Raw genomic sequence first — 19,604 nt, 5'->3', positions numbered from 1 at the left:
CTTTGGCTGGCACTAATTTATGTATTTTTTAATGAAAAACCAATATTTGTTAATTATTTACAAATATTAATCTGTTTTAATGAAATTTCATATTTTATATTTTTCGTTTAAAATCGATGATTCGTTGGTGAAATGTGTGTGTAGTGATGTATTAACTGTATTTTGTTCGATTTTTGTTATTGAAAAACGAAAATAATTCTATTTTGATAAAATACTTTAAAATGAGGTCTATAATTATAAAATATCTAACATCTAATGCTTTTTACTGATTATTTGGCAAATATTCAGCTTAGTTTTAATCCGGATGCCTACGCCCTCTTTGTACATTATTTGTTTATAATTTATATTATGTTAAATATCTTAAATCGGGACCTGCCCTGTTAGTTAAACTTCGTAAAAAAAGGAACTCAGACAATGTCTGAGTTCCTTGAAAAATATTTAGGTTGAATATTTACGTTTAAAAAATATTAATCGACAGCTTGAATCATTAAAGCTCCAACGGTTAGATTTGTCCGTGGATCAATAACAATGGCTTGAGAATTTGCAGCATTTTCCTGCTGCAAATCAAATACTAGATTCTCAGCGGATTTAATGGCTATTCGACCAATATCATTGAGTTTGATCGGGTCGCTATATATTTTTTCCTGTGTATTGATATCAAATTTATACAACACATCTACTATCTTAACTTTGGTTAATTTACTGTGGCTTTGGACAAGATAAACTTGTTCTGTATCCAAAGGTTTATTGTCGAACCAACATAAATTTGCTTGAATATTACGCTCAAACTTCGGTGGATGTTCTACACTCGCAATGGTATCGCCACGACTAATATCAACATCATCACTGAGGTGTACAATGACAGATTGTCCGTTTTCAGCCCGTTGAAGTTGTTGTCCGTTTAATTCAATCGCTTGAATTGTGCTATATGTTTCTGCTGGATAAACAATGACCTGGTCACCAACCGTTAAGCCCTCTCCTAGTACGCGGCCTGCATAACCTCTATAATCGTGCAAATCTTCTGTTTGTGGTCTTACAACCCATTGGACGGGAAACCGCCAACTGGCTGCTTCCTGTTCGTGAATTTCTACATTTTCCAGGTAATCCAATAAAGATTCGCCTGCATACCAGCTCATTCTTTCGGACTTATGGACAATATTGTCTCCTTTTAAGGCTGAAACAGGTATGAAATCAATATCCTTAAGTCCGAGATTAGTTGCTAAAGTTAAATAATCGGCTTTGATCTGTTCGAAAACAGAAGCGCTATAATCGACCATATCCATCTTGTTAATGCAGACCAAAACTTGTTTCATGGCCAATAATTTAGCAATGAAAGAATGGCGTTTTGTTTGCTCTATTACGCCTTTTCTAGCGTCAACCAAAATGATTATAAGATCGGAATTGGAAGCGCCAGTTACCATGTTTCTGGTGTATTGGATATGTCCTGGAGCATCGGCTATAATATATTTTCGCTGTTCAGTCTGGAAATATTTATATGCTACATCGATTGTTATCCCTTGTTCGCGTTCAGCTTTAAGTCCATCAGTCAATATGGCCAAGTCTACTGTCCCGTCGTCATTTTTCCGGTTGGCACGTTGTATAGCTTCCAATTGGTCATCCAAAATGGAGTTTGTGTCGTATAGTAATCGGCCAATCAAGGTACTTTTACCATCATCTACAGAACCGGCCGTTATAAATTTCAATATATTCATTGTTGTCAATATCAGGTGTTTGATTTGAATTAAAAGTATCCTTGTTTTTTACGTTCTTCCATAGCTGCTTCAGATACTTTGTCGTCCATTCTGGCACCACGTTCACTTACCGTTGAGGCCTTGATTTCAGCGATAATATCATCTAGCTCAGTTGCCGTTGAATCTACCGCTGCTGTACAAGTCATGTCACCCACAGTTCTGAAACGTACAGATTTACGTTCTATATTATCCTCTGCATCGATATTTAAGAATGAGGCGGCAGCCATCAATTGCCCATTGCGGGTAATAACCTCCCGTTCATGGCTGAAATAGATAGATGGCAATGCGATCTGTTCGCGTTTAATATAATTCCAAACATCGAGCTCGGTCCAATTTGAAATGGGAAACACGCGGACATTTTCACCCTTATTTATTTTGCCATTAAAGATGCTCCAAAGCTCAGGTCTTTGGCGTTTGGGATCCCATTGTCCAAATTCGTCACGCACTGAGAAGATTCTTTCCTTGGCACGGGCTTTTTCTTCGTCCCTACGTGCGCCACCGATACAAGCGTCAAAACCATGTTTTGAGATTGTATCGAGTAAGGTAACTGTCTGCAAGGCATTTCGACTTGCATTTTTTCCCTTTTGTTCAACAACTTTCCCTTGATCAATGCTGTCTTGAACATAACCAACAATAAGTTTTTCTCCTATATCTTCAATCAGAGAATCCCTGAAAGTGATTGTTTCGGGAAAATTGTGACCAGTGTCAATGTGAACTAATGGGAAAGGAAATTTACCCGGTCTAAATGCTTTTTTTGCCAAGTGAACAAGTGTAATCGAGTCCTTACCACCAGAGAATAATAGCGCTGGTTTTTCAAATTGTCCGGCTACCTCTCTTAAAATATATATTGCTTCCGCTTCTAAATGATCTAAATAGTCCATTCTCTGAAATAATAAAATTTGATTTAATGAATTTGGGTTTCTGCTTCGCTATTTTATGATTTAACACCGTGCAAACCACATTCTTTTTTACTTTGATCTTCCCACCACCATCTACCAGCGCGGAAGTCCTCTCCTTCTTGTACCGCTCTTGTACAAGGTTGACAACCGATACTTGGGAAACCCTTGTCGTGCAGCACATTGTAAGGGATATATTGTTCTTTACAATATTTTTTTACTTCCTCAAAAGTCCAGTCAAATAAAGGATGGATTTTGATGATTTGGTTTGCTTCATCGTATTCGATAAAGTCCATATCGTGGCGATTGATGGATTGATCTGATCGGATGCCCGTTATCCAAATTTTTTTTCCTTTAATCGCACGTTGTAAAGGTTCAATTTTCCTTATCCTACAACATTCCTTTCGATTCTCAACCGACTCATAGAAGGAGTTTGGGCCTTTTCTGCTGATAAAATCTTCCAACAATGTTGTATCAGCAGTATAGGTTTTGATGTGCAAATGATAGCGCTCCAAGGTACGGTTCCACAGGGAATAGGTTTCTTTGAACAGTCGTCCAGTATCCAGCGTGAATATTTCGATATTGATATTATTTTTACCGACCCATTCCGTGATTACTTGATCTTCAATACCGAAAGAGGTCGAAAAAACTACCTCATTAGGAAATAAGGAGGCTATTGTTTGTAAGAGCTCCACTCCTTTTTTTTTGCCAATAATTTCTTTAATTTCCTTAACGTTCATAACGTAATATATTTTTGGTATGCTCGTTCAACTGCTTTACTTTGTATTCGAAATCTCCTCTAAGCTGCTCTCGATAAGTACTCATGAGCGACAGTGTTTCGTCAATTTCCTCCGGTAGCAGGTCATTTAATAGTTCCTTCACCCTTTTGGCAATCGTTGGTGATTTACCATTGGTGGAAATGGCTATTTTCAGGTTGCCTTTTTTTACAATGGATCCGAGATAGAAGTCGCATAATTCGGGTTTGTCCGCGGCATTAAATAGTATGTTATTTTGCCTTGTTAAATTACGCAACTGCTCGTTAAGCTCAATGTTATTGGTTGCTGCAATGACAAGTTGTTTGTCCGTAAGGTCATCTGGTGCAAAAGGACGAATGTTGAGCTGAATTTGTGCGTAATTTTGCAATAGTTCCTCAAATTCTGGGATGATTTCCCTAGTCACAATGGTCAGTTTTAAGCTTTCATCATTGGATATTAAAGCCTGAAATTTTTCCAATGCAACTTTCCCGCCTCCAACAAGTAAGGTGTCAATTTGATTTAGTTTGACGAATATTGGAAATAGCTGGTTCATATCTATAAAGCTAAAGCTTTTTCTTTAATGTGTTGGAATGAACGATGCTTAGCAACGACCTCGCCGATTACAATAATCGCCGGTACGCCGACCCTTTTCTCTGTTGATTCGTCAAGAATATTATCGATAGTACCCAGTACAACCTTTTCATTAGGCAATGAACCATTTTGAATTAAGGCTATTGGTAAATTGTGCAGATTTCTTTGACGGTAAATTTCCACGATCTCTGCCAATTTTCCATAGCCCATCAAGACAACGACAGTGGCCTTGGATTCTGCCGCCAGATAAAGATCTGTTGACAGTGAGCCGTCCGATTTGGAACCTGTAATGACCCAAAAGCTCTCACTGATTCCCCGGTAAGTTAATGGAAGTTGTTGTAGTCCGGTAAGCCCAATTGCGGAGGAAATACCCGGCACAACTGCCGTTTCAATACCATATTGTTGTACGTAATCAATTTCTTCTCCACCACGGCCAAAAACAAATGGATCACCACCTTTTAGACGGACAACATGGCCATAGTTTAAGGCATAATCCACCAAAAGGCGATTAATTTCATCCTGTGAAGTAGAGAGTTGTTCTGCTCGTTTTCCAACGTATATCTTGATGCATTCAGCCTGTGCGTAATCCAGTAATTCTTCATTCACCAAGGCATCGTATAAAATGACATCTGCTTTTTCTATTGCTTTGATGCCCTTTAGGCTGATCAGATCCGGGTCACCCGGACCTGCTCCGACTAATGTTACTTTTGCTTTTATTGACATACCTATTCCCTCCTATACCAATACTGGTTTTAAATTTTTACGTTGATAGACTCCATTGATAAACTTCGTTGCTTCCTGAAGGTAGTTGATTGCAAAATGCTCCGTTGGTTCATTTTTACTAATCTGTAAGACTAATTCCGGAAACGTTTGGTCAAAATTATATTCACCTGTTTCCACGAAATGTGTTTGGAATTCGTTTATTACGATATTTTGTGTGCTTGCGCTAACTCCCTTATCCAATAATAGGGCTTTTGCTGCTTGTACAAAGGCATTATAGGCATGATAAATTGCATCCGAGAATTTGGATTCTTGAAATGTTTCATTTGCCCATTGCAACTTTTCTTCCGCCTCATAGATCAATGTGGCAACCAAGTCAATAACGATACCCGCACACTCGCCAACCCCGATTGCCGTTTGGAAAGTTCCTTCATGCCCCCAGTCGACAAATTCGTCTTCAGCGAGATTGGTCAGATCCGATAGCGGTTTTAAAAGATTATAAAAGTAATTCTTACTTTGTCTGTCGTAGTAAGCATGGAAATTTTCATTTGCTTCCGCATTTTTTTTATAATCATTTAGCACCCATTCTACAACATGTAAGACTCTTTTTGTTGGTACTTTGATAATACGCTCTGCAACACGCCCTTCACCATTGCCAATTGTTCCACCGCCAAGCATAACTTGTGCTGCAGGAACCACTTTGCCTTCCGCTTTGACTGAACTACCATGAAAGCCAATATGTGCCAGACCATGTTGGCCGCAAGAATTCATACAGCCCGAAATTTTGATTTTTAAATCACGATTAAAGACAAAATCTTGATGAAATTCAGCGATATAAGATTCAATAACCCGGGCCATTTCGGTACTGTTTGAGATGCCTAGATTACAGGTGTCCGTACCAGGGCAAGTTGTTACATCTGCTGTACTATCAAAACCGACCTGAGCTAGATCCAAAGATTTAAGTAATTGATAAATATGTGGCAGTGACTTTTCTGTTGCGTATTTTAGCAGTAAGCTTTGGTTTTGCGTGATACGGATATCATCAGCGACCAAATTGTTCAGACCAGCAACCAACGCACGTGCTTTATCTGTACCAATATCACCCGTGGATACCCGTACATAGACACCATAATATCCGTCTTGTTTTTGTCCGAATGTATTGGTGCCCTTCCAGACCTGATAGTTTAGGTCGCTATCTAGATCAATAGCTGATAACTGGCTGTCGTCTGGTGGTAATGGCTGTTCGATTTTGGTTCGGTCGATCGGATAGCTTTTAACCTTCGTCGCAATTTTTTCGGCTTCAATTAAATTTAGCACTTCTTCTAACCCTAATTTCTGAATAAGGTATTTGAATCGAGCTTTATTGCGGTTATTTCTTTCGCCATAACGATCAAAGACACGAAGTGTAGCTTCTATATAGGGGATCAGTTCATCCTCTGGTAGAAACTCGCTTGTTACTGATGCTAAGAAAGGCTGAGATCCCAATCCCCCACCCAATAGCACTTTAAAACCCTTAGTTTCCACACCATTGACAACTTTTATTTTTGGAATAAAACCAAGGTCATGAATATAGGAAAACGCCGTGTCTTCATCACTGGCGGAAAATGACATTTTGAATTTTCGTCCCATTTCCGCACATACTGGATTACGTAAAAAATATTCAAAGGTAGCCTGAGCATATGGCGAAACATCAAAAGGTTCCTTTGGATCGATTCCTGAACTTGGAGAAGCGGTGACATTACGGACTGTATTCCCACAAGCTTCACGTAATGTAATATCGTCTTCAGCCAATTTGGACCAAAGTTCCGGTGTACGGTCAAGGCTAACGTAATGAATCTGTATATCTTGACGTGTGGTCAGGTGCAGGTTGCGGCTTGCGTATTCGTCTGATATCGCTGCAATTTTGTTCAATTGCTTAAACGTAACCTTTCCAAATGGAAGTTTTATACGAACCATTTGAACTCCAGGTTGTCTTTGTCCATATACCCCCCTAGCCAAACGCAACGATCTAAATTTCTCGTCGGCAATTTTGCCCTCATGGAACAATCGAATCTTTTTTTCAAGTTCGATAATTTCCTTTTCCACGATTGGGTTTTCTAATTCTGTGCGGAAGCTTTGCATATAACAAATAAAATCTATTGATTTAGTATTCTTTTCTCAGGGTCAAATGTAAAAATATTTTTTTAATATTCTATAATATCTACCAAATTAATATATATTTGCCCTATAAAATTTAATATACAAAACCTGTAGACTTTTAGGTGTAATGATAAGAAAGTGTTTTATAGTTCTGATTTTAAGCTATGTAATCGTATTTAAAATGACTTCCTGTGCGCCGAAAGTTAAAAATGGTTACAGCAAGGAACATGGTTTTGAAGGTAATATTTCTTTGTCCGGTGCATTTGCCCTTTATCCTTTGGCACTGGTTTGGAGTGAAGATTTTAAAAAAATACACCCCAATGTTCGCTTCAATATTTCAGCTGGAGGTGCTGGAAAAGGAATTGCAGATGTTCTTACAGGGATGGTTGATATTGGGATGGTATCTAGAGATCTACATGAGCAGGAAATAAAAAAAGGGGCTGTTCCAATTATTGTTGCAAAAGACGCCGTTATCTGTACGATCAATCCTGACAACCCTAATTATCCTACTATTTTGAAGCGTGGTTTGAGTCGCGAAGAATTGCTGAATATTTTTGTGAATCGAAAGTTTAAGACCTGGAAAGAAATTGATTCTCAGTTTACGGCGGATCCTATCAACGTGTATGTGCGTTCGGATGCTGCTGGAGCAGCTGAAACATGGGCCAAATTTTTTGGTCATAAGCAGGAAGATCTGCAAGGTATTGGCATTTTTGGTGATCCCGGGATTGCCCAAGCTATTAAGGATGATATCAATGGGATTGGATTCAATAACATTAATTACGTTTATAATCTAAAAACTAACAAGGTCTTTGACCGTATTGCTGTTGTTCCTTTGGATCTGAATAAAAATGGACATGTTGAAGATAATGAGCAGTTTTATGGTACACTATCTAATTTGACAGAGGCCGTTGCTACAGGGAAATACCCTGCTCCACCTTCAAGAGAGTTAACCTTTGTAACGCGTAATAAGACCGAATCCCTTCTGTTGAAGGAGTTTATTTCTTTTGTGCTCCAGAAACAGGCGCAATCGCAGCTCCTTGAAAATGGTTATGTCCCACTAAATGAAACACTGATAAAAGAAGAACTTAATAAGTTATAGCATGCTAAATACTCGTCTCGTTAAAGATATATTGGTCAAGCGATCCACTTTGCTCCTCTTACTGATTTCACTTTCAGTTGTGGTGATTATTGCGGTTGGTTTAACCATAAAATCGATTCCGTTATTTGAATACAGTAATATCTTTCAACTGTTAACCGATAAGGTTTGGTCACCAATGAAAGGGTCGTTTGGCTTTTTGCCTTTTATTGCAGGCACGCTTGCCGTTACCTTGATTTCTCTTATTATTGCGATTCCACTTTGTATACTGACTGCTGTTTACTTAACTGAATATGCTTCGGATGCTTTAAAGAATATGATGCTTCCTTTGGTCAATATCTTGGCTGCAATACCACCTGTACTTTATGGAGTCTGGGGTGTCTTGTTTATTGTACCCTTGATTCAGTTGTATATAGCGCCGATCTTTGGTGTTGTAACCTCTGGATATTCTGTGCTTGCTGGCGGTATTGTATTAGCGGTGATGATCTTTCCCATCATGATCTCCATCATGGTTGAGGTACTTCAGACCATTCCCTATGACTTAAAGGCGGCCTCGCTATCTTTAGGTGCGACAAAATGGGATACCATCAAACATGTTATTCTGAAAAAAGCTAGGCCGGGTATTGTTGCTGCCATTGTTTTGTCAACATCTAGAGCCTTTGGTGAAACAATAGCGGTATTGATGGTCTGTGGCAATGTTGCAAAGGTGCCGACTTCGGTATTTGATGCGGGATATCCAATTCCAGCATTAATAGCCAATAATTTTGGGGAAATGATGTCAATTCCGCTTTATGAATCTGCATTAATGTTCTCAGCGTTGCTGCTGTTCGTGATCATATTTGTTTTTAATTTAATATCTCGTCTTATATTGAGACGACTGGAAGGAGCTCAGCATGGATAATACGAAAAGACGGCTATTGAGTGAAAAGGTAGCCAAAGGTTTTATGCATCTCTCTGGGATAACTGTCACTGCTTCCCTATTTTTTATCGTAGGAACTATCTTGTATAAGGGGCTTCCTTATCTCAGTTGGGCGATGGTTAGTCAGTTGCCAAAAGGTGGATTTTATATTGGAAAGGAAGGTGGGATTTTGAATGCGATTTTGGGTTCTCTTTATTTAGCAGGTGTGGCAACAGCCCTGTCTGCAATTATAGGAATTCCGATTTCGTTGTACCTTAATGTTTATTTGGGAGCGAAATCAAAAGTGACTCAACTTTCTAAATTGTTGTTTGATGTATTGTATGGTGTTCCTTCTATTGTTTATGGGGCTGTTGGTTTTGGAATTATGGTTTATTTAGGTATTCGAGCATCGCTATTGGGGGGTATCATTACAGTGACACTGCTAACGATTCCAATTGTGGTTCGTACTGTGGACGAATTGATCAAAACCATTCCTGAAGACCTAAAGAATGTTACTCTTTCCCTAGGGACAACACGCTGGGAATTGGCTAAGGTCATGCTAAGGAGTGTCCGAACAGGGCTTCTTACTGCAATTTTGTTGGCTTTTGGGCGTGCTATTGGTGATGTTGCAGGCGTTTTATTGACAACAGGTTTTAGTGATAATCTTCCAAAATATATTGATGAACCGGCAGCAACGTTGCCATTGGCCATATTTTTTCAGTTAAGTAGTCCTATTCCTGAAGTTCAGGGGCGCGCTTATGCTTCAGCTTTAGTTTTAACAATCATTATTTTAATTATTGTAGTATGCACTCATATCCTTCAATCGAAACAAAAAAATCGTCGATAACAAATCCCTTGATCGATCCACATATTGAAATCAAGGATCTTAACGTTTATATTGACGGGCGACATATACTCAAAAATATCAACCTCGCGCTACCAAACAATAGTGTCACATCTATTATTGGTCCTTCAGGTTGTGGGAAAACAACACTTTTGAAGACGCTTAATAGATTGGTAGACGATACTAAAGGTGTTGAAATAACGGGTTCGGTTCTCGTTAATGGTGAGGATATTTATGGTAGAAATGCTGAAGTAACGCATATTCGTAAGAAAATGGGACTTTTGTCCCAAAAACCTTATCCGCTACCAATGTCGATCTATGATAATGTGGCTTATGGCCCTCGTATACATGGTACTCGAAGCAAAAAGGAGTTGGACATAATTGTGGAAACACAATTGCGAAATGTGGCTCTATGGGACGAAGTCAAGGATCGCCTCGGACATTCGGCTAGCGGATTGTCCATTGGTCAGCAACAAAGGCTTTGTCTTGCAAGAGGTTTGGCTGTAGAACCTGAGATTATCCTTGGGGATGAATCGACATCTGCATTAGATCCACTTTCTACTGCTAAAATTGAGGAATTATTAATTGAATTGAAGAAAGATTATACCATTGTATTGGTGACGCACATCTTGCGACAGGCAAGACGCGTGTCTGATTATGTCCTTTTTGTTTACGGGGGCGAGATCCTTGAGTTTGGCCCAACAGAGCAGGTTCTGTTAAATCCTCAAAATGAAATAACAAAACAATATGTAAAAGGGTTTATTTCCTAGGTGTAGCAAATGTGCAGGCGGGATCGTTCTAATTAAGATTTAAATAACTTAATTATGAAAAGTAGCTGTTTTATTGCCATACCATTGGTCCTGTCAAGTTTTTTTATTTCCTGTAGTAAAGATGTCGCTTATTCTTCTGAATTTGATAAGAGTTATGAAGCTTATCAAAAATATAAAAAGGAGAATGCTAATTCTTATCAATATACTGTTACCAGCTCTTCCTGGACAGGAAGTAATAGTACGACCACAATAACAGTTTTTAACGGTCAGGTAGAACATAGATCATATGAAGCCAAAACACACCTCGAAGATGGCAAAGTGCAGACTTATGCTAAATGGACCGAAAACAAGACTGAATTAAATACGCACGACGAAGGCTATGAAGCTTCTACGCTGGATCAAGTTTATGAGAGAGCAAAGAAGGATTGGCTGATAAAAAGAAAAGACTCAAAGATCTATTTTGAAGCCAAAAACAATGGTCTAATTTCTTCTGCGGGCTATGTTCCCGATAATTGTCAAGACGATTGCTTTGTTGGGATAAACATCAGTAAAATCAGCATGCCACCGATATCGTTTCCATAAAATCAGTTTATAAACCTCGTTTAAGGAATTATGCGGGACCATTCTAGTTAAAATATGAATAATCCCGCATTTTATTTTACCATAGTATCAGATAGATTCTACTTCCTACTTCAGATGAAATAAATCATCAACGCCAAGTATCTTCTTGGAAGTAAATCCTTCGGCATATTTCGCTTGAATGTACCGTCCAAATTCTCGCGCTCTAGCAGCAGTCGATTCCATGAAATCCGGATTAGAAATATACGTCTGTGGTTCATCAGGATTTACATTTTCTCCGGTATAGAATTGAGTTTTGTAAGCTAGTACAGATTTTTCTTTAATGTGATAATAATCTGTTATATCAATGACAACATCAGGTTTGATATAATAGTCTTGTACAAATTGCAGTACCAATCGAGGGCGGTAGGCCTCCTGAGGAATATTGTCCTGATCAAAAGTTTCCACTTTTCTCAAGCCAGCAAGAAAGCAGGCTTCGTTGACCATCTGTCCCGCTCTTCCATGGTCTGGGTGGCGATCAGTAATGGCATTTGTAATGATAATATCCGGTTGGTATTTGCGGACGGCCCTTATTACAGCCATTTTTTCTTTTTCAGCATTTTCAAAGAAACCATCTCTTAGGCCAAGATTTTCTCTAACGGCCAGCCCTAATATTTCGGCAGCATCTTTTGCTTCTTGTGCTCTAGTCTCCGCTGTGCCACGCGTGCCGAGCTCACCTTGGGTTAAATCAACAATTCCTACCTTTTTTCCTTCTGCAACATATTTTGCCATCACACCTCCTGCGCCTAGCTCAGCGTCATCTGGATGTACAGCAATGATAAGTAGATCTAATTTTAACATATAATATTTCTCTCTTTTAATTGGCTTCCCTTTTTATGACAAATCATTCCAATTGACCGATGGATAGTTTTGGCGAAAAACCTTTACTAATCCCGTGTGGTTATTGATCCCAAGTCCATATACGACTCGGCCTGTGCTGTGGGGAACTGCGGCAAATGTAAGCAGTTTATGGGTTACTCTTGTAAAAGACGCTCAATATTGCGACAAATTTTACTTGATAATGGCGAAGTAGTCGGATAATAGAAATCAATGACCTCTCCTTTTTTGTTTACCAGATATTTGTGGAAATTCCAGGAAGGTTTACTGTTAATATGTCCATTTTGATCTTTGCTCGAAAGAAAACTGTATAAAGGTGTTGTGTATTCGCCGATAACATGGCTACGCTTAAAAATAGGAAAACTCACCTGTTGATTGATCCGGCAGAATGTCTCTAGCGTACTACCGGTTAACGGTTCCTGGTTACGAAAATTATTTGCTGGAAATGCCAGAATTTCGAAACCTTGGTCTTTATATTTTTGGTAAAGTTTTTCGAGCGATTTAAATTGTCTGGTAAAGAGACATTGGCTGGCAGTATTGACAATGAGTAAAACTTTACCTTCAAAATCAGCGAGGGATTTTTTTTTACCGTTAAACTGAAGTGCGTCAAAGTCGTATACTGTTTTCATCTGGTTTTGGTTTGATTGGTCACATAACAGGTTGAGGTCTCGACTTCTCGAATTCCCTAATGATATTTTCAATGGCAAAGTCTTCTTTTGGGTCATAAGTTGACTTTAGGTTGTGACCGAATATTTTCGCGACTCCCTGATAGAAAAAAGCGGAAATCCCACCCTTCATTTCCTTTACCATTTCATAACCGGTATGTCCCGTATAACGATCGATCAATTTAATGAGTATTTTGCCTTGTGAAATAGTCATATTTTTGATTTCTCGGTCAAACATCTGTTTTACGTCACTTTCACATTTTTCAACCAATGCTTTATGTTCCTTTTTGTCCGAAGTTAGCGCGAGATCTCTGTCTAGCTGATCATATCTTTTTTGCGCATATATAGCATAAGGAAGAACCTTTAGGACATTTCTTCTAAAGCGGAGATATTCTCTTCGTGCTTCTTCACTTGACCAGGTTCTTTTGGCTACAACAGTGACCTCTGGAATCGGAAACCAAGGTAGCACCTCTCCGCTTGTCAAGGTTGTTGTCATATAGCTGTTTACGATCTCCTGCGCCCCCTCTCCATACAAAGGAAGAGTGAGTGATTGAGACTGTGCCCATACGGACAAAGTCCTTGTGAGGAAAAGCAAACAAAATAATATTGTCTTCATTTGGGCAATTATATAACGCTTTTTAATTTGTCAATGCTATAATATTTTGGTAGATTTATTACAAAATAAGTTAGCTTGAAAATAGTATTCAAGAATACATTAACTAAATTACACAAATTTACTCAAAAAACATCATTTACCTGCAACGTTTATGAAAGATTATGTGATTGATATTGAAGCAGAAAACAAAGAGATAAGGAAACGTTACCGTGCATTGTTGCGCGCTTGTAAGCCAACTTTACAGCGTGGAGACAAGCAGGAGATCCGAAAGGCATTTGATTTAGCATTGGATAGTCATAAAGAGATGCGACGCAAATCAGGAGAGCCTTATATTTATCACCCAATAGCTGTTGCCCAGATTGCTGCTGAAGAGATTGGCTTAGGAACAACATCTATAGTATGCGCCTTGCTCCATGATGTAGTTGAAGATACCAATGTTACATTGGATGAAATTGAAGAAATGTTTGGTAAGAAAGTTCGCCGAATTATCGATGGGCTTACCAAAATTTCAGGGATTTTTGATCCAAACAGTTCCATGCAAGCGGAGAATTTCAGAAAAATGTTGCTCACACTGGCTGACGATGTTCGTGTAATTCTCATTAAATTGGCAGATAGGCTGCACAATATGCGTACTATGGAATTTATGGCCAGGGATAAGCAGCTGAAGATTGCTTCGGAGACAAGTTACCTTTATGCACCATTAGCACATCGTCTTGGGCTGTATGCGATAAAATCCGAATTGGAAGATCTCTCGATGAAATTTACCGATCCGGACACCTATAAATTTATAGCTCGAAAACTGAATGAGAAGAAAGCCGAGCGCGAAAAATTTATAGGCGATTTTATTGGTCCCATCAAAGAGATATTGGAGGAACAGGGTATTAAGGCGTCCGTATTTGGGCGACCTAAATCAATCCATTCTATTTGGAATAAGATGCGAAAAAAATCGATTCCTTTTGAGGAGGTTTATGATTTGTTTGCTATACGTATTGTAATAGATGCTGTGGATGAAAAAGAAAAAACCGAATGTTGGAAAGTCTATTCTATTGTCACAGATTTGTATCGCCCTAACCCCGACCGTCTTCGGGATTGGATTTCCTCTCCGAAAGGAAATGGTTATGAGTCTTTACATACTACGGTAATGGGACCTAAAGGGCAGTGGGTAGAAGTTCAGATTCGAACCAAACGGATGAATGAAATTGCCGAAAAAGGGTTTGCAGCGCATTGGAAGTATAAAGAATCAAATTCAGATTCTGGCTTGGATCAATGGATCAAAAAGGTACGCGATGTCTTAAGTAGTCCGGATCAAAATGCGATGGATTTTGTGGATGATTTTAAGATGAATCTTTTCTCCGATGAGATTTTTATATTCACCCCCAAAGGAACACTGATTCAACTACCCAACAATGCCACTGCTTTAGATTTTGCCTTTGAGATCCACTCTGATATTGGGGCAAGTTGTATTGGCGCCAAAGTAAATCACAAACTTGTTCCTTTGAGTCATATTTTGCAAAATGGGGATCAGGTAGAGATTATTACATCGAGCAAGCAGTCGCCTAAGGAGGATTGGTTGAATTTTGTTGTGACTGCAAAAGCCAAATCCAAAATCAGATCTTCTTTAAAAGAGGAAAAGAGAAGAGTTGCGGAGGATGGGAAAGAGATTTTGGAACGTAAGTTGAAATCGCTAAAAGTTACCTATAATACGGATAATATTAATAAAATTGCCAACTTTTTAAAATATCCTAGTTCGCAGGATCTTTTCTACAATGTTGCTAAGGGCATTGTTGATATTCGGCAACTGAGAGAATATGTCGCGCATGAAAAAGCAGTTGAAATTAATGTAAGTTCTTCATCAGGAAATCAATTTAATACCCATATAGGTGGACTAGTTGAAAAGATAAATAAGAAGGAATTCGACACGATCTTAATTGGTGACGACATGCAGAAAGTCGATTACACGTTAGCACCCTGTTGTAACCCTATCCCTGGTGACGATGTCTTTGGCTTTTTGACAGTTAATGATGGTATAAAAATTCACCGTACGAGCTGTCCAAATGCCTCCAAGCTGATGGCAAATTATGGCTATAGAATTTTAAAAGCACGCTGGGCTTCTACAAAAGATTCTGCATTTTTGACAGGTTTACATATAGTTGGCATAGATGATGTTGGATTAGTAAATAAGCTTACAACTGTTATTTCGCAAGAATTTGCTGTTAATATTCGGTCCTTGTCAATTTCAAGTAACGAAGGTATTTTTGATGGTAATATTATGGTCTATGTGAATGATACTGCTCAGCTTGAAAGTTTGATGAGAAATTTAAAGCAAGTCAGAGGGATAACAGGTGTCAATCGATATGAATCGGAAAATTAATAGCCAAGAGTTGGATTGAAAATTACGCTAAGGCGACTACTATTAAGCACTATTTTTAATAGAGGAAATATCAATCTTAATTGGTAAATTTGTACAAGAATATTTTTACTATGAATCAAGCTGAAAATTTTGCAACTGTAAAAAAAATCTTTGAAGCCTACTTAGAAAATAAAAATCTAAGAAAAACACCAGAGCGCTATGCGATTTTGGAAGAGATTTATTCACGTACTGATCACTTTGATGTAGAGTCTTTGTATATCCATATGAAGAACAAGAAATATCGTGTCAGTCGTGCTACAGTTTATAATACCCTAGAACTTTTGGTCTCTTGTGACTTGGTTACAAAACACCAGTTTGGAAGGAACATGGCGCAATTTGAGAAGTCTTATGGGTTCAAACAACACGATCACGTGATCTGTATTGAATGTAATAAGGTCGTTGAATTCTGTGATCCACGTATCAATCAAATTCAGAGTCTCATGGGGGATCTTTTAAAATTTGACATTAAGCACCACTCTCTCAATTTGTATGGTGTATGTCAAGACTGTCAACTTAAGAACAAAAAAGAAGAGACCGTCGCTCACGAAGCTATTTCAAATTAATCTTATATTTTCTTAAATATAATAGTACATTTGTTCAGGAATGTTCAGGGGGAAAATTCCTGAACATTTTATTTTTGAATAGAGTCTATTTTTATTAATAACATTTTAATTACTATACTTTAAAAGCTATGCAAGTTGATGTGCTTTTGGGCTTACAATGGGGTGACGAGGGTAAAGGTAAAATCGTAGACGTATTTTGTCCAAAATACGATTTAATCGCTCGTTTCCAAGGCGGCCCTAACGCCGGACACACGTTGGAATTCGATAACAAGAAATTCGTACTCAACACAATTCCATCTGGTATCTTCAATGAAGGTACACTAAATCTTATTGGTAATGGCGTCGTTATCGATCCGATTATCTTAAAAAGAGAGTTAGACAACCTGAAGACAGCTGGTTTTGATCCGGTGGGTAAAGGCAATTTGGTTTTAGCGCGTAAAGCACACCTTATTCTGCCGACGCACCAATTATTGGATGCTGCCTCAGAATCAAAAATGGGTGCAGGAAAAATCGGATCCACGCTGAAAGGTATCGGTCCAACTTACATGGATAAAACCGGTAGAAATGGTTTACGTGTCGGTGATACAACGCTTCCAGATTTTCAAGAGCGTTACCAAAAGTTGAAAGAAAAACATCTAAGTATTCTTTCGCATTACGGTGAAATACCTGATTTCAGTGAAAAAGAGAAAGCATTTTTAGATGCAATCGAATTCATTAAATCTATCCCACATGTGGATTCAGAGCATTTGGTGAATCAATATTTGAAAGAAGGCAAACGTGTGTTAGCTGAGGGTGCTCAAGGTACGCTTTTGGATGTTGATTTTGGTTCTTATCCATTTGTTACTTCATCTAATACCACAACGGCCGGAGCTTGTACAGGCTTAGGTATCGCACCAAATAAAATCGGCAAGGTATATGGTATCTTTAAAGCATATGCGACTCGCGTAGGTGGCGGTCCCTTCCCTACTGAACTTCACGATGAAACTGGCGAAAAATTACGTCAATTAGGTCATGAATTTGGAGCGACTACAGGCCGTGCTCGTCGTACGGGATGGATCGATATTCCAGCTTTGAAATATGCCATTATGTTGAATGGCGTGACAGACTTGATTATGATGAAGGCTGACGTTTTGGATACCTTCGACAAAATCTACGCATGTACACATTATAAGTATAATGGTGAAGTGATTGATTATATGCCTTATGAAATCATCACGCATCAAGCAGAACCTATCTTAGAAGAAATTGATGGGTGGAAACAAGATTTGACCGGTATAACGTCTGAACAAGAAATACCTGAAGCATTAAAAAATTATATTTCTTATTTAGAGAAAGCTCTTGAAGTACCTATCACGATCCTATCGGTAGGTCCTGATCGTAAACAAACATTAGCTTTATCAAAATAAACTATGCGGATCGAAAGTTTTGATCTTCTCGATTCTAAAGATAAATTTCATCAAAAAGCCCTGCACTGGTCGGGGCAATTTGATGAAATTTCTTTCTTTAATAGTAATGGGATGTCCGATCAATGGGGCAAATTTGAACAGATCTTGGCTGTCAAGGCATTATTCTCTTTCCGTGCAAATGAAAATGTATTTGACCAGCTCGACGCTTTTTTGAGATTACATCAATCTCAGTTTATCCCCGGATTTCTATCCTACGACCTTAAGAATGAGATAGAAGAATTACAGACAACAGGAAAGGATCAGCTCGAATTTCCAGAAGCTTATTTCTTTGTGCCGGCAATTACACTTCGATGGATGGCGGGTCAAGTGCATATAGAAGCCGAGGATCCTGTTAAAATCTATCAGGCTATTTCCGATACTCAGATTCCTGCGATAACCCCAATTTCTGTGCAGGTGCAGTCGCGTTGGACAAAGGGTGAATATGTCAAAGCTTTTGAAAATGTACAGGCACATATTCAGCGTGGAGACATCTATGAAGTGAACCTTTGCCAGGAATTTTTTGCTGATGATGCTGATATCTCTCCTATGGAAGTTTATCATCGGTTGAATACCATATCACCTACGCCCTTTAGTTCATTTTTCAAGGTAGGTTATCATTTTATCATGAGTGCTTCTCCGGAGCGATTTTTAGCGAAAAGACAAGGAAAGTTGATTTCTCAGCCGATTAAAGGAACGGCCAAAAGGGGGGCAAATCCAACAGAGGACCAACAGATTATAGCTGATATGTTGAGGTCAAAAAAAGAGATCGCCGAAAATGTGATGATCGTTGATTTGGTTCGTAATGATTTGACACGAAGTGCTCTTCCCGGAACGGTTGAGGCCACCCGCCTTTTTGAGATTCAATCCTTCGAACAAGTGCATCAAATGATTTCGACTATTACCTGCATGCAAGATCCAGAAGTCGCCAATGTGGATGTATTTAGAAATACCTTTCCGGCAGGTTCGATGACAGGTGCTCCCAAAATTGCAGCTATGCAAATTTGCGATCAGCTTGAAGCTCGAAAGCGAGGTATCTATGCTGGATCTATCGGTTACTTTGACACTGTGCATGATGAATTTGATTTTAACGTCGTTATCCGTTCATTGCTTTACAATAAACAAAAAAGGTACCTTTCCTTTCATACTGGTGGAGCAGTTACCAATCAGGCAGCTGCCGATCAGGAGTATCAAGAATGTCTTTTGAAGGCTTCTGGTATTCTTGAAGCTTTAGATGCTAGCTTGGGAGAATAAAACTATACTAATTTTGTAGAGAATATTTTTTGCTTCAAGTATTTTTTCGACCTTTGTCTCGTTGGCTACACAGATTCCCTATATCGATCTACATACGCATCGGAATTATCCGGTCAAAGAACGTGTTACTCTTTCTATTAAGAATATCACGTTGAACCATTCGGAGACAATTTCTGAAGCGGATTGTTCAGTAGGTTTACACCCATGGTATATCAATGAGAATACTGAACACGATTTGGAACTCCTGGTAGACGCATTAGCTCGGAGTCAAGTTTTAGCCATAGGTGAATGTGGTATAGACAAAAATATCGCCACTTCCCTCTCCGACCAACAGCCTGTGTTTGATCAACAGGTTCGCTTGGCTAAAACGTATAGGAAGCCCTTGATAATTCATTGTGTTCGAGCTTTTCAGGAGATTGTTGATTGTCTAAAAAAAGTGAATTTTAACGAAGCTGTTGTTTTTCATGGATATCGTAAGAACTGGACCTTGGCTCAACAGTTAATCGATCAAGGGTATTATCTTTCCATAGGAAAACATTGTTTAAACGGAAGTCAAGACGAACTTTTACAAAATATTTCACTCTGCCATTTGTTTTTAGAAACAGATACAGATACGACTGTAGAAATTGCTACACTTTATCGCTACGTAGCTCGGCTCAGATCGATCGAACTGGAAGAGTTAAAACGGGCTTTATTCCAAAATTATAAGAAAGTATTTAATAAATGAACCCATCATAAT

At 38.7% G+C, this 19,604-nt stretch carries 19 protein-coding genes; 10 read left to right on the top strand and 9 right to left on the bottom strand.

What is annotated here, in order from left to right:
• Positions 1–467: 467 nt before the first annotated feature.
• From GVK91_RS02410 to GVK91_RS02385, 6 genes are read right to left on the bottom strand one after another with little or no spacing between them, the layout of a single operon-like run.
• Positions 468–1,712, bottom strand: coding sequence for a sulfate adenylyltransferase subunit 1 (locus tag GVK91_RS02410; RefSeq protein WP_153848824.1), 1,245 nt, complete (start codon positions 1,710–1,712; stop codon positions 468–470).
• 29 nt (positions 1,713–1,741) lie between these two features.
• A complete protein-coding gene (gene cysD / locus GVK91_RS02405; RefSeq protein ID WP_088161554.1) occupies positions 1,742–2,632 on the bottom strand; it encodes a sulfate adenylyltransferase subunit CysD in 891 nt (296 codons plus the stop codon).
• Positions 2,633–2,685: 53 nt separating this feature from the next.
• Positions 2,686–3,387, bottom strand: coding sequence for a phosphoadenylyl-sulfate reductase (locus tag GVK91_RS02400; RefSeq protein WP_159726730.1), 702 nt, complete (start codon positions 3,385–3,387; stop codon positions 2,686–2,688).
• The gene (locus tag GVK91_RS02395; RefSeq protein ID WP_153848822.1) at positions 3,377–3,955 is read right to left on the bottom strand and encodes a bifunctional precorrin-2 dehydrogenase/sirohydrochlorin ferrochelatase; all 579 of its coding nucleotides are present in this window, start codon (positions 3,953–3,955) and stop codon (positions 3,377–3,379) included. Before GVK91_RS02395 ends, GVK91_RS02400 begins: the two co-directional genes overlap by 11 nt.
• Positions 3,956–3,957: 2 nt before the next feature.
• A complete protein-coding gene (gene cobA, locus GVK91_RS02390) occupies positions 3,958–4,716 on the bottom strand; it encodes a uroporphyrinogen-III C-methyltransferase (protein ID WP_120336169.1) in 759 nt (252 codons plus the stop codon).
• A 12-nt stretch (positions 4,717–4,728) separates the two neighbouring features.
• Positions 4,729–6,834, bottom strand: coding sequence for a HEPN domain-containing protein (locus GVK91_RS02385; protein WP_159726728.1), 2,106 nt, complete (start codon positions 6,832–6,834; stop codon positions 4,729–4,731).
• Between the two features lie 199 nt (positions 6,835–7,033).
• On the opposite strand from GVK91_RS02385, the gene GVK91_RS02380 reads away from it, so the two are divergent.
• From GVK91_RS02380 to GVK91_RS02360, 5 genes are read left to right on the top strand one after another with little or no spacing between them, the layout of a single operon-like run.
• Positions 7,034–7,951, top strand: coding sequence for a PstS family phosphate ABC transporter substrate-binding protein (locus GVK91_RS02380; protein ID WP_228280248.1), 918 nt, complete (start codon positions 7,034–7,036; stop codon positions 7,949–7,951).
• Position 7,952: 1 nt separating this feature from the next.
• Positions 7,953–8,849 carry a phosphate ABC transporter permease subunit PstC gene (pstC, locus tag GVK91_RS02375; protein ID WP_153848818.1) on the top strand — a complete coding sequence of 299 codons (897 nt, stop codon included), beginning with the start codon at positions 7,953–7,955 and terminating at the stop codon, positions 8,847–8,849.
• On the top strand, positions 8,842–9,693 hold the full coding sequence (locus GVK91_RS02370; RefSeq protein WP_159726724.1) for a PstA family ABC transporter permease: 852 nt from the start codon (positions 8,842–8,844) through the stop codon (positions 9,691–9,693). Before pstC ends, GVK91_RS02370 begins: the two co-directional genes overlap by 8 nt.
• A complete protein-coding gene (locus GVK91_RS02365) occupies positions 9,651–10,460 on the top strand; it encodes a phosphate ABC transporter ATP-binding protein (protein WP_159726722.1) in 810 nt (269 codons plus the stop codon). Before GVK91_RS02370 ends, GVK91_RS02365 begins: the two co-directional genes overlap by 43 nt.
• 54 nt (positions 10,461–10,514) lie before the next feature.
• Positions 10,515–11,042 carry a hypothetical protein gene (locus GVK91_RS02360; RefSeq protein WP_159726720.1) on the top strand — a complete coding sequence of 176 codons (528 nt, stop codon included), beginning with the start codon at positions 10,515–10,517 and terminating at the stop codon, positions 11,040–11,042.
• A 105-nt stretch (positions 11,043–11,147) separates the two neighbouring features.
• Here GVK91_RS02360 and bshB1 read toward each other — a convergent pair whose 3' ends face one another.
• From bshB1 to GVK91_RS02345, 3 genes are all read right to left on the bottom strand, one after another.
• The gene (gene bshB1, locus GVK91_RS02355; protein WP_153848814.1) at positions 11,148–11,879 is read right to left on the bottom strand and encodes a bacillithiol biosynthesis deacetylase BshB1; all 732 of its coding nucleotides are present in this window, start codon (positions 11,877–11,879) and stop codon (positions 11,148–11,150) included.
• Between the two features lie 173 nt (positions 11,880–12,052).
• Positions 12,053–12,544 carry a glutathione peroxidase gene (locus GVK91_RS02350; RefSeq protein ID WP_153848813.1) on the bottom strand — a complete coding sequence of 164 codons (492 nt, stop codon included), beginning with the start codon at positions 12,542–12,544 and terminating at the stop codon, positions 12,053–12,055.
• A 19-nt stretch (positions 12,545–12,563) separates the two neighbouring features.
• Entirely contained in the window at positions 12,564–13,196 is a 633-nt protein-coding gene (locus GVK91_RS02345; RefSeq protein ID WP_153848812.1) for a DUF4294 domain-containing protein, read from the bottom strand.
• A 151-nt stretch (positions 13,197–13,347) separates the two neighbouring features.
• Here GVK91_RS02345 and GVK91_RS02340 point away from each other — a divergent pair, with 151 nt between their 5' ends.
• The 5 genes from GVK91_RS02340 to GVK91_RS02320 all read left to right on the top strand — a co-directional run bounded on the left by GVK91_RS02340 (position 13,348) and on the right by GVK91_RS02320 (position 19,592).
• On the top strand, positions 13,348–15,567 hold the full coding sequence (locus GVK91_RS02340) for a bifunctional (p)ppGpp synthetase/guanosine-3',5'-bis(diphosphate) 3'-pyrophosphohydrolase (protein ID WP_070564136.1): 2,220 nt from the start codon (positions 13,348–13,350) through the stop codon (positions 15,565–15,567).
• 110 nt (positions 15,568–15,677) lie between these two features.
• Complete coding sequence (locus tag GVK91_RS02335; RefSeq protein WP_046673375.1) at positions 15,678–16,169, top strand: Fur family transcriptional regulator; 492 nt, start codon at positions 15,678–15,680, stop codon at positions 16,167–16,169.
• 128 nt (positions 16,170–16,297) lie between these two features.
• Positions 16,298–17,575, top strand: a complete 1,278-nt coding sequence (locus tag GVK91_RS02330; protein ID WP_070564133.1) for an adenylosuccinate synthase — start codon at positions 16,298–16,300, stop codon at positions 17,573–17,575.
• A 3-nt stretch (positions 17,576–17,578) separates the two neighbouring features.
• Entirely contained in the window at positions 17,579–18,865 is a 1,287-nt protein-coding gene (locus GVK91_RS02325) for an anthranilate synthase component I family protein (protein ID WP_153848830.1), read from the top strand.
• 61 nt (positions 18,866–18,926) lie between these two features.
• The gene (locus GVK91_RS02320) at positions 18,927–19,592 is read left to right on the top strand and encodes a TatD family hydrolase (protein WP_159726718.1); all 666 of its coding nucleotides are present in this window, start codon (positions 18,927–18,929) and stop codon (positions 19,590–19,592) included.
• Positions 19,593–19,604: the final 12 nt, after the last annotated feature.

Origin of the sequence: Sphingobacterium sp. 18053 (genome assembly GCF_902706145.1) — a bacterium.
GTDB lineage: Bacteria > Bacteroidota > Bacteroidia > Sphingobacteriales > Sphingobacteriaceae > Sphingobacterium > Sphingobacterium paramultivorum.
This window is presented reverse-complemented; position numbering and strand designations above follow the sequence as displayed.

Bases quoted from the DNA above. Each gene is read 5' to 3' on its own strand.
- GVK91_RS02410 (WP_153848824.1), bottom strand. From the start codon at position 1,712: ATGAATATATTGAAATTTATAACGGCCGGTTCTGTAGATGATGGTAAA.
- cysD (WP_088161554.1), bottom strand. From the start codon at position 2,632: ATGGACTATTTAGATCATTTAGAAGCGGAAGCAATATATATTTTAAGA.
- GVK91_RS02400 (WP_159726730.1), bottom strand. From the start codon at position 3,387: ATGAACGTTAAGGAAATTAAAGAAATTATTGGCAAAAAAAAAGGAGTG.
- GVK91_RS02395 (WP_153848822.1), bottom strand. From the start codon at position 3,955: ATGAACCAGCTATTTCCAATATTCGTCAAACTAAATCAAATTGACACC.
- cobA (WP_120336169.1), bottom strand. From the start codon at position 4,716: ATGTCAATAAAAGCAAAAGTAACATTAGTCGGAGCAGGTCCGGGTGAC.
- GVK91_RS02385 (WP_159726728.1), bottom strand. From the start codon at position 6,834: ATGCAAAGCTTCCGCACAGAATTAGAAAACCCAATCGTGGAAAAGGAA.
- GVK91_RS02380 (WP_228280248.1), top strand. From the start codon at position 7,034: ATGACTTCCTGTGCGCCGAAAGTTAAAAATGGTTACAGCAAGGAACAT.
- pstC (WP_153848818.1), top strand. From the start codon at position 7,953: ATGCTAAATACTCGTCTCGTTAAAGATATATTGGTCAAGCGATCCACT.
- GVK91_RS02370 (WP_159726724.1), top strand. From the start codon at position 8,842: ATGGATAATACGAAAAGACGGCTATTGAGTGAAAAGGTAGCCAAAGGT.
- GVK91_RS02365 (WP_159726722.1), top strand. From the start codon at position 9,651: ATGCACTCATATCCTTCAATCGAAACAAAAAAATCGTCGATAACAAAT.
- GVK91_RS02360 (WP_159726720.1), top strand. From the start codon at position 10,515: ATGAAAAGTAGCTGTTTTATTGCCATACCATTGGTCCTGTCAAGTTTT.
- bshB1 (WP_153848814.1), bottom strand. From the start codon at position 11,879: ATGTTAAAATTAGATCTACTTATCATTGCTGTACATCCAGATGACGCT.
- GVK91_RS02350 (WP_153848813.1), bottom strand. From the start codon at position 12,544: ATGAAAACAGTATACGACTTTGACGCACTTCAGTTTAACGGTAAAAAA.
- GVK91_RS02345 (WP_153848812.1), bottom strand. From the start codon at position 13,196: ATGAAGACAATATTATTTTGTTTGCTTTTCCTCACAAGGACTTTGTCC.
- GVK91_RS02340 (WP_070564136.1), top strand. From the start codon at position 13,348: ATGAAAGATTATGTGATTGATATTGAAGCAGAAAACAAAGAGATAAGG.
- GVK91_RS02335 (WP_046673375.1), top strand. From the start codon at position 15,678: ATGAATCAAGCTGAAAATTTTGCAACTGTAAAAAAAATCTTTGAAGCC.
- GVK91_RS02330 (WP_070564133.1), top strand. From the start codon at position 16,298: ATGCAAGTTGATGTGCTTTTGGGCTTACAATGGGGTGACGAGGGTAAA.
- GVK91_RS02325 (WP_153848830.1), top strand. From the start codon at position 17,579: ATGCGGATCGAAAGTTTTGATCTTCTCGATTCTAAAGATAAATTTCAT.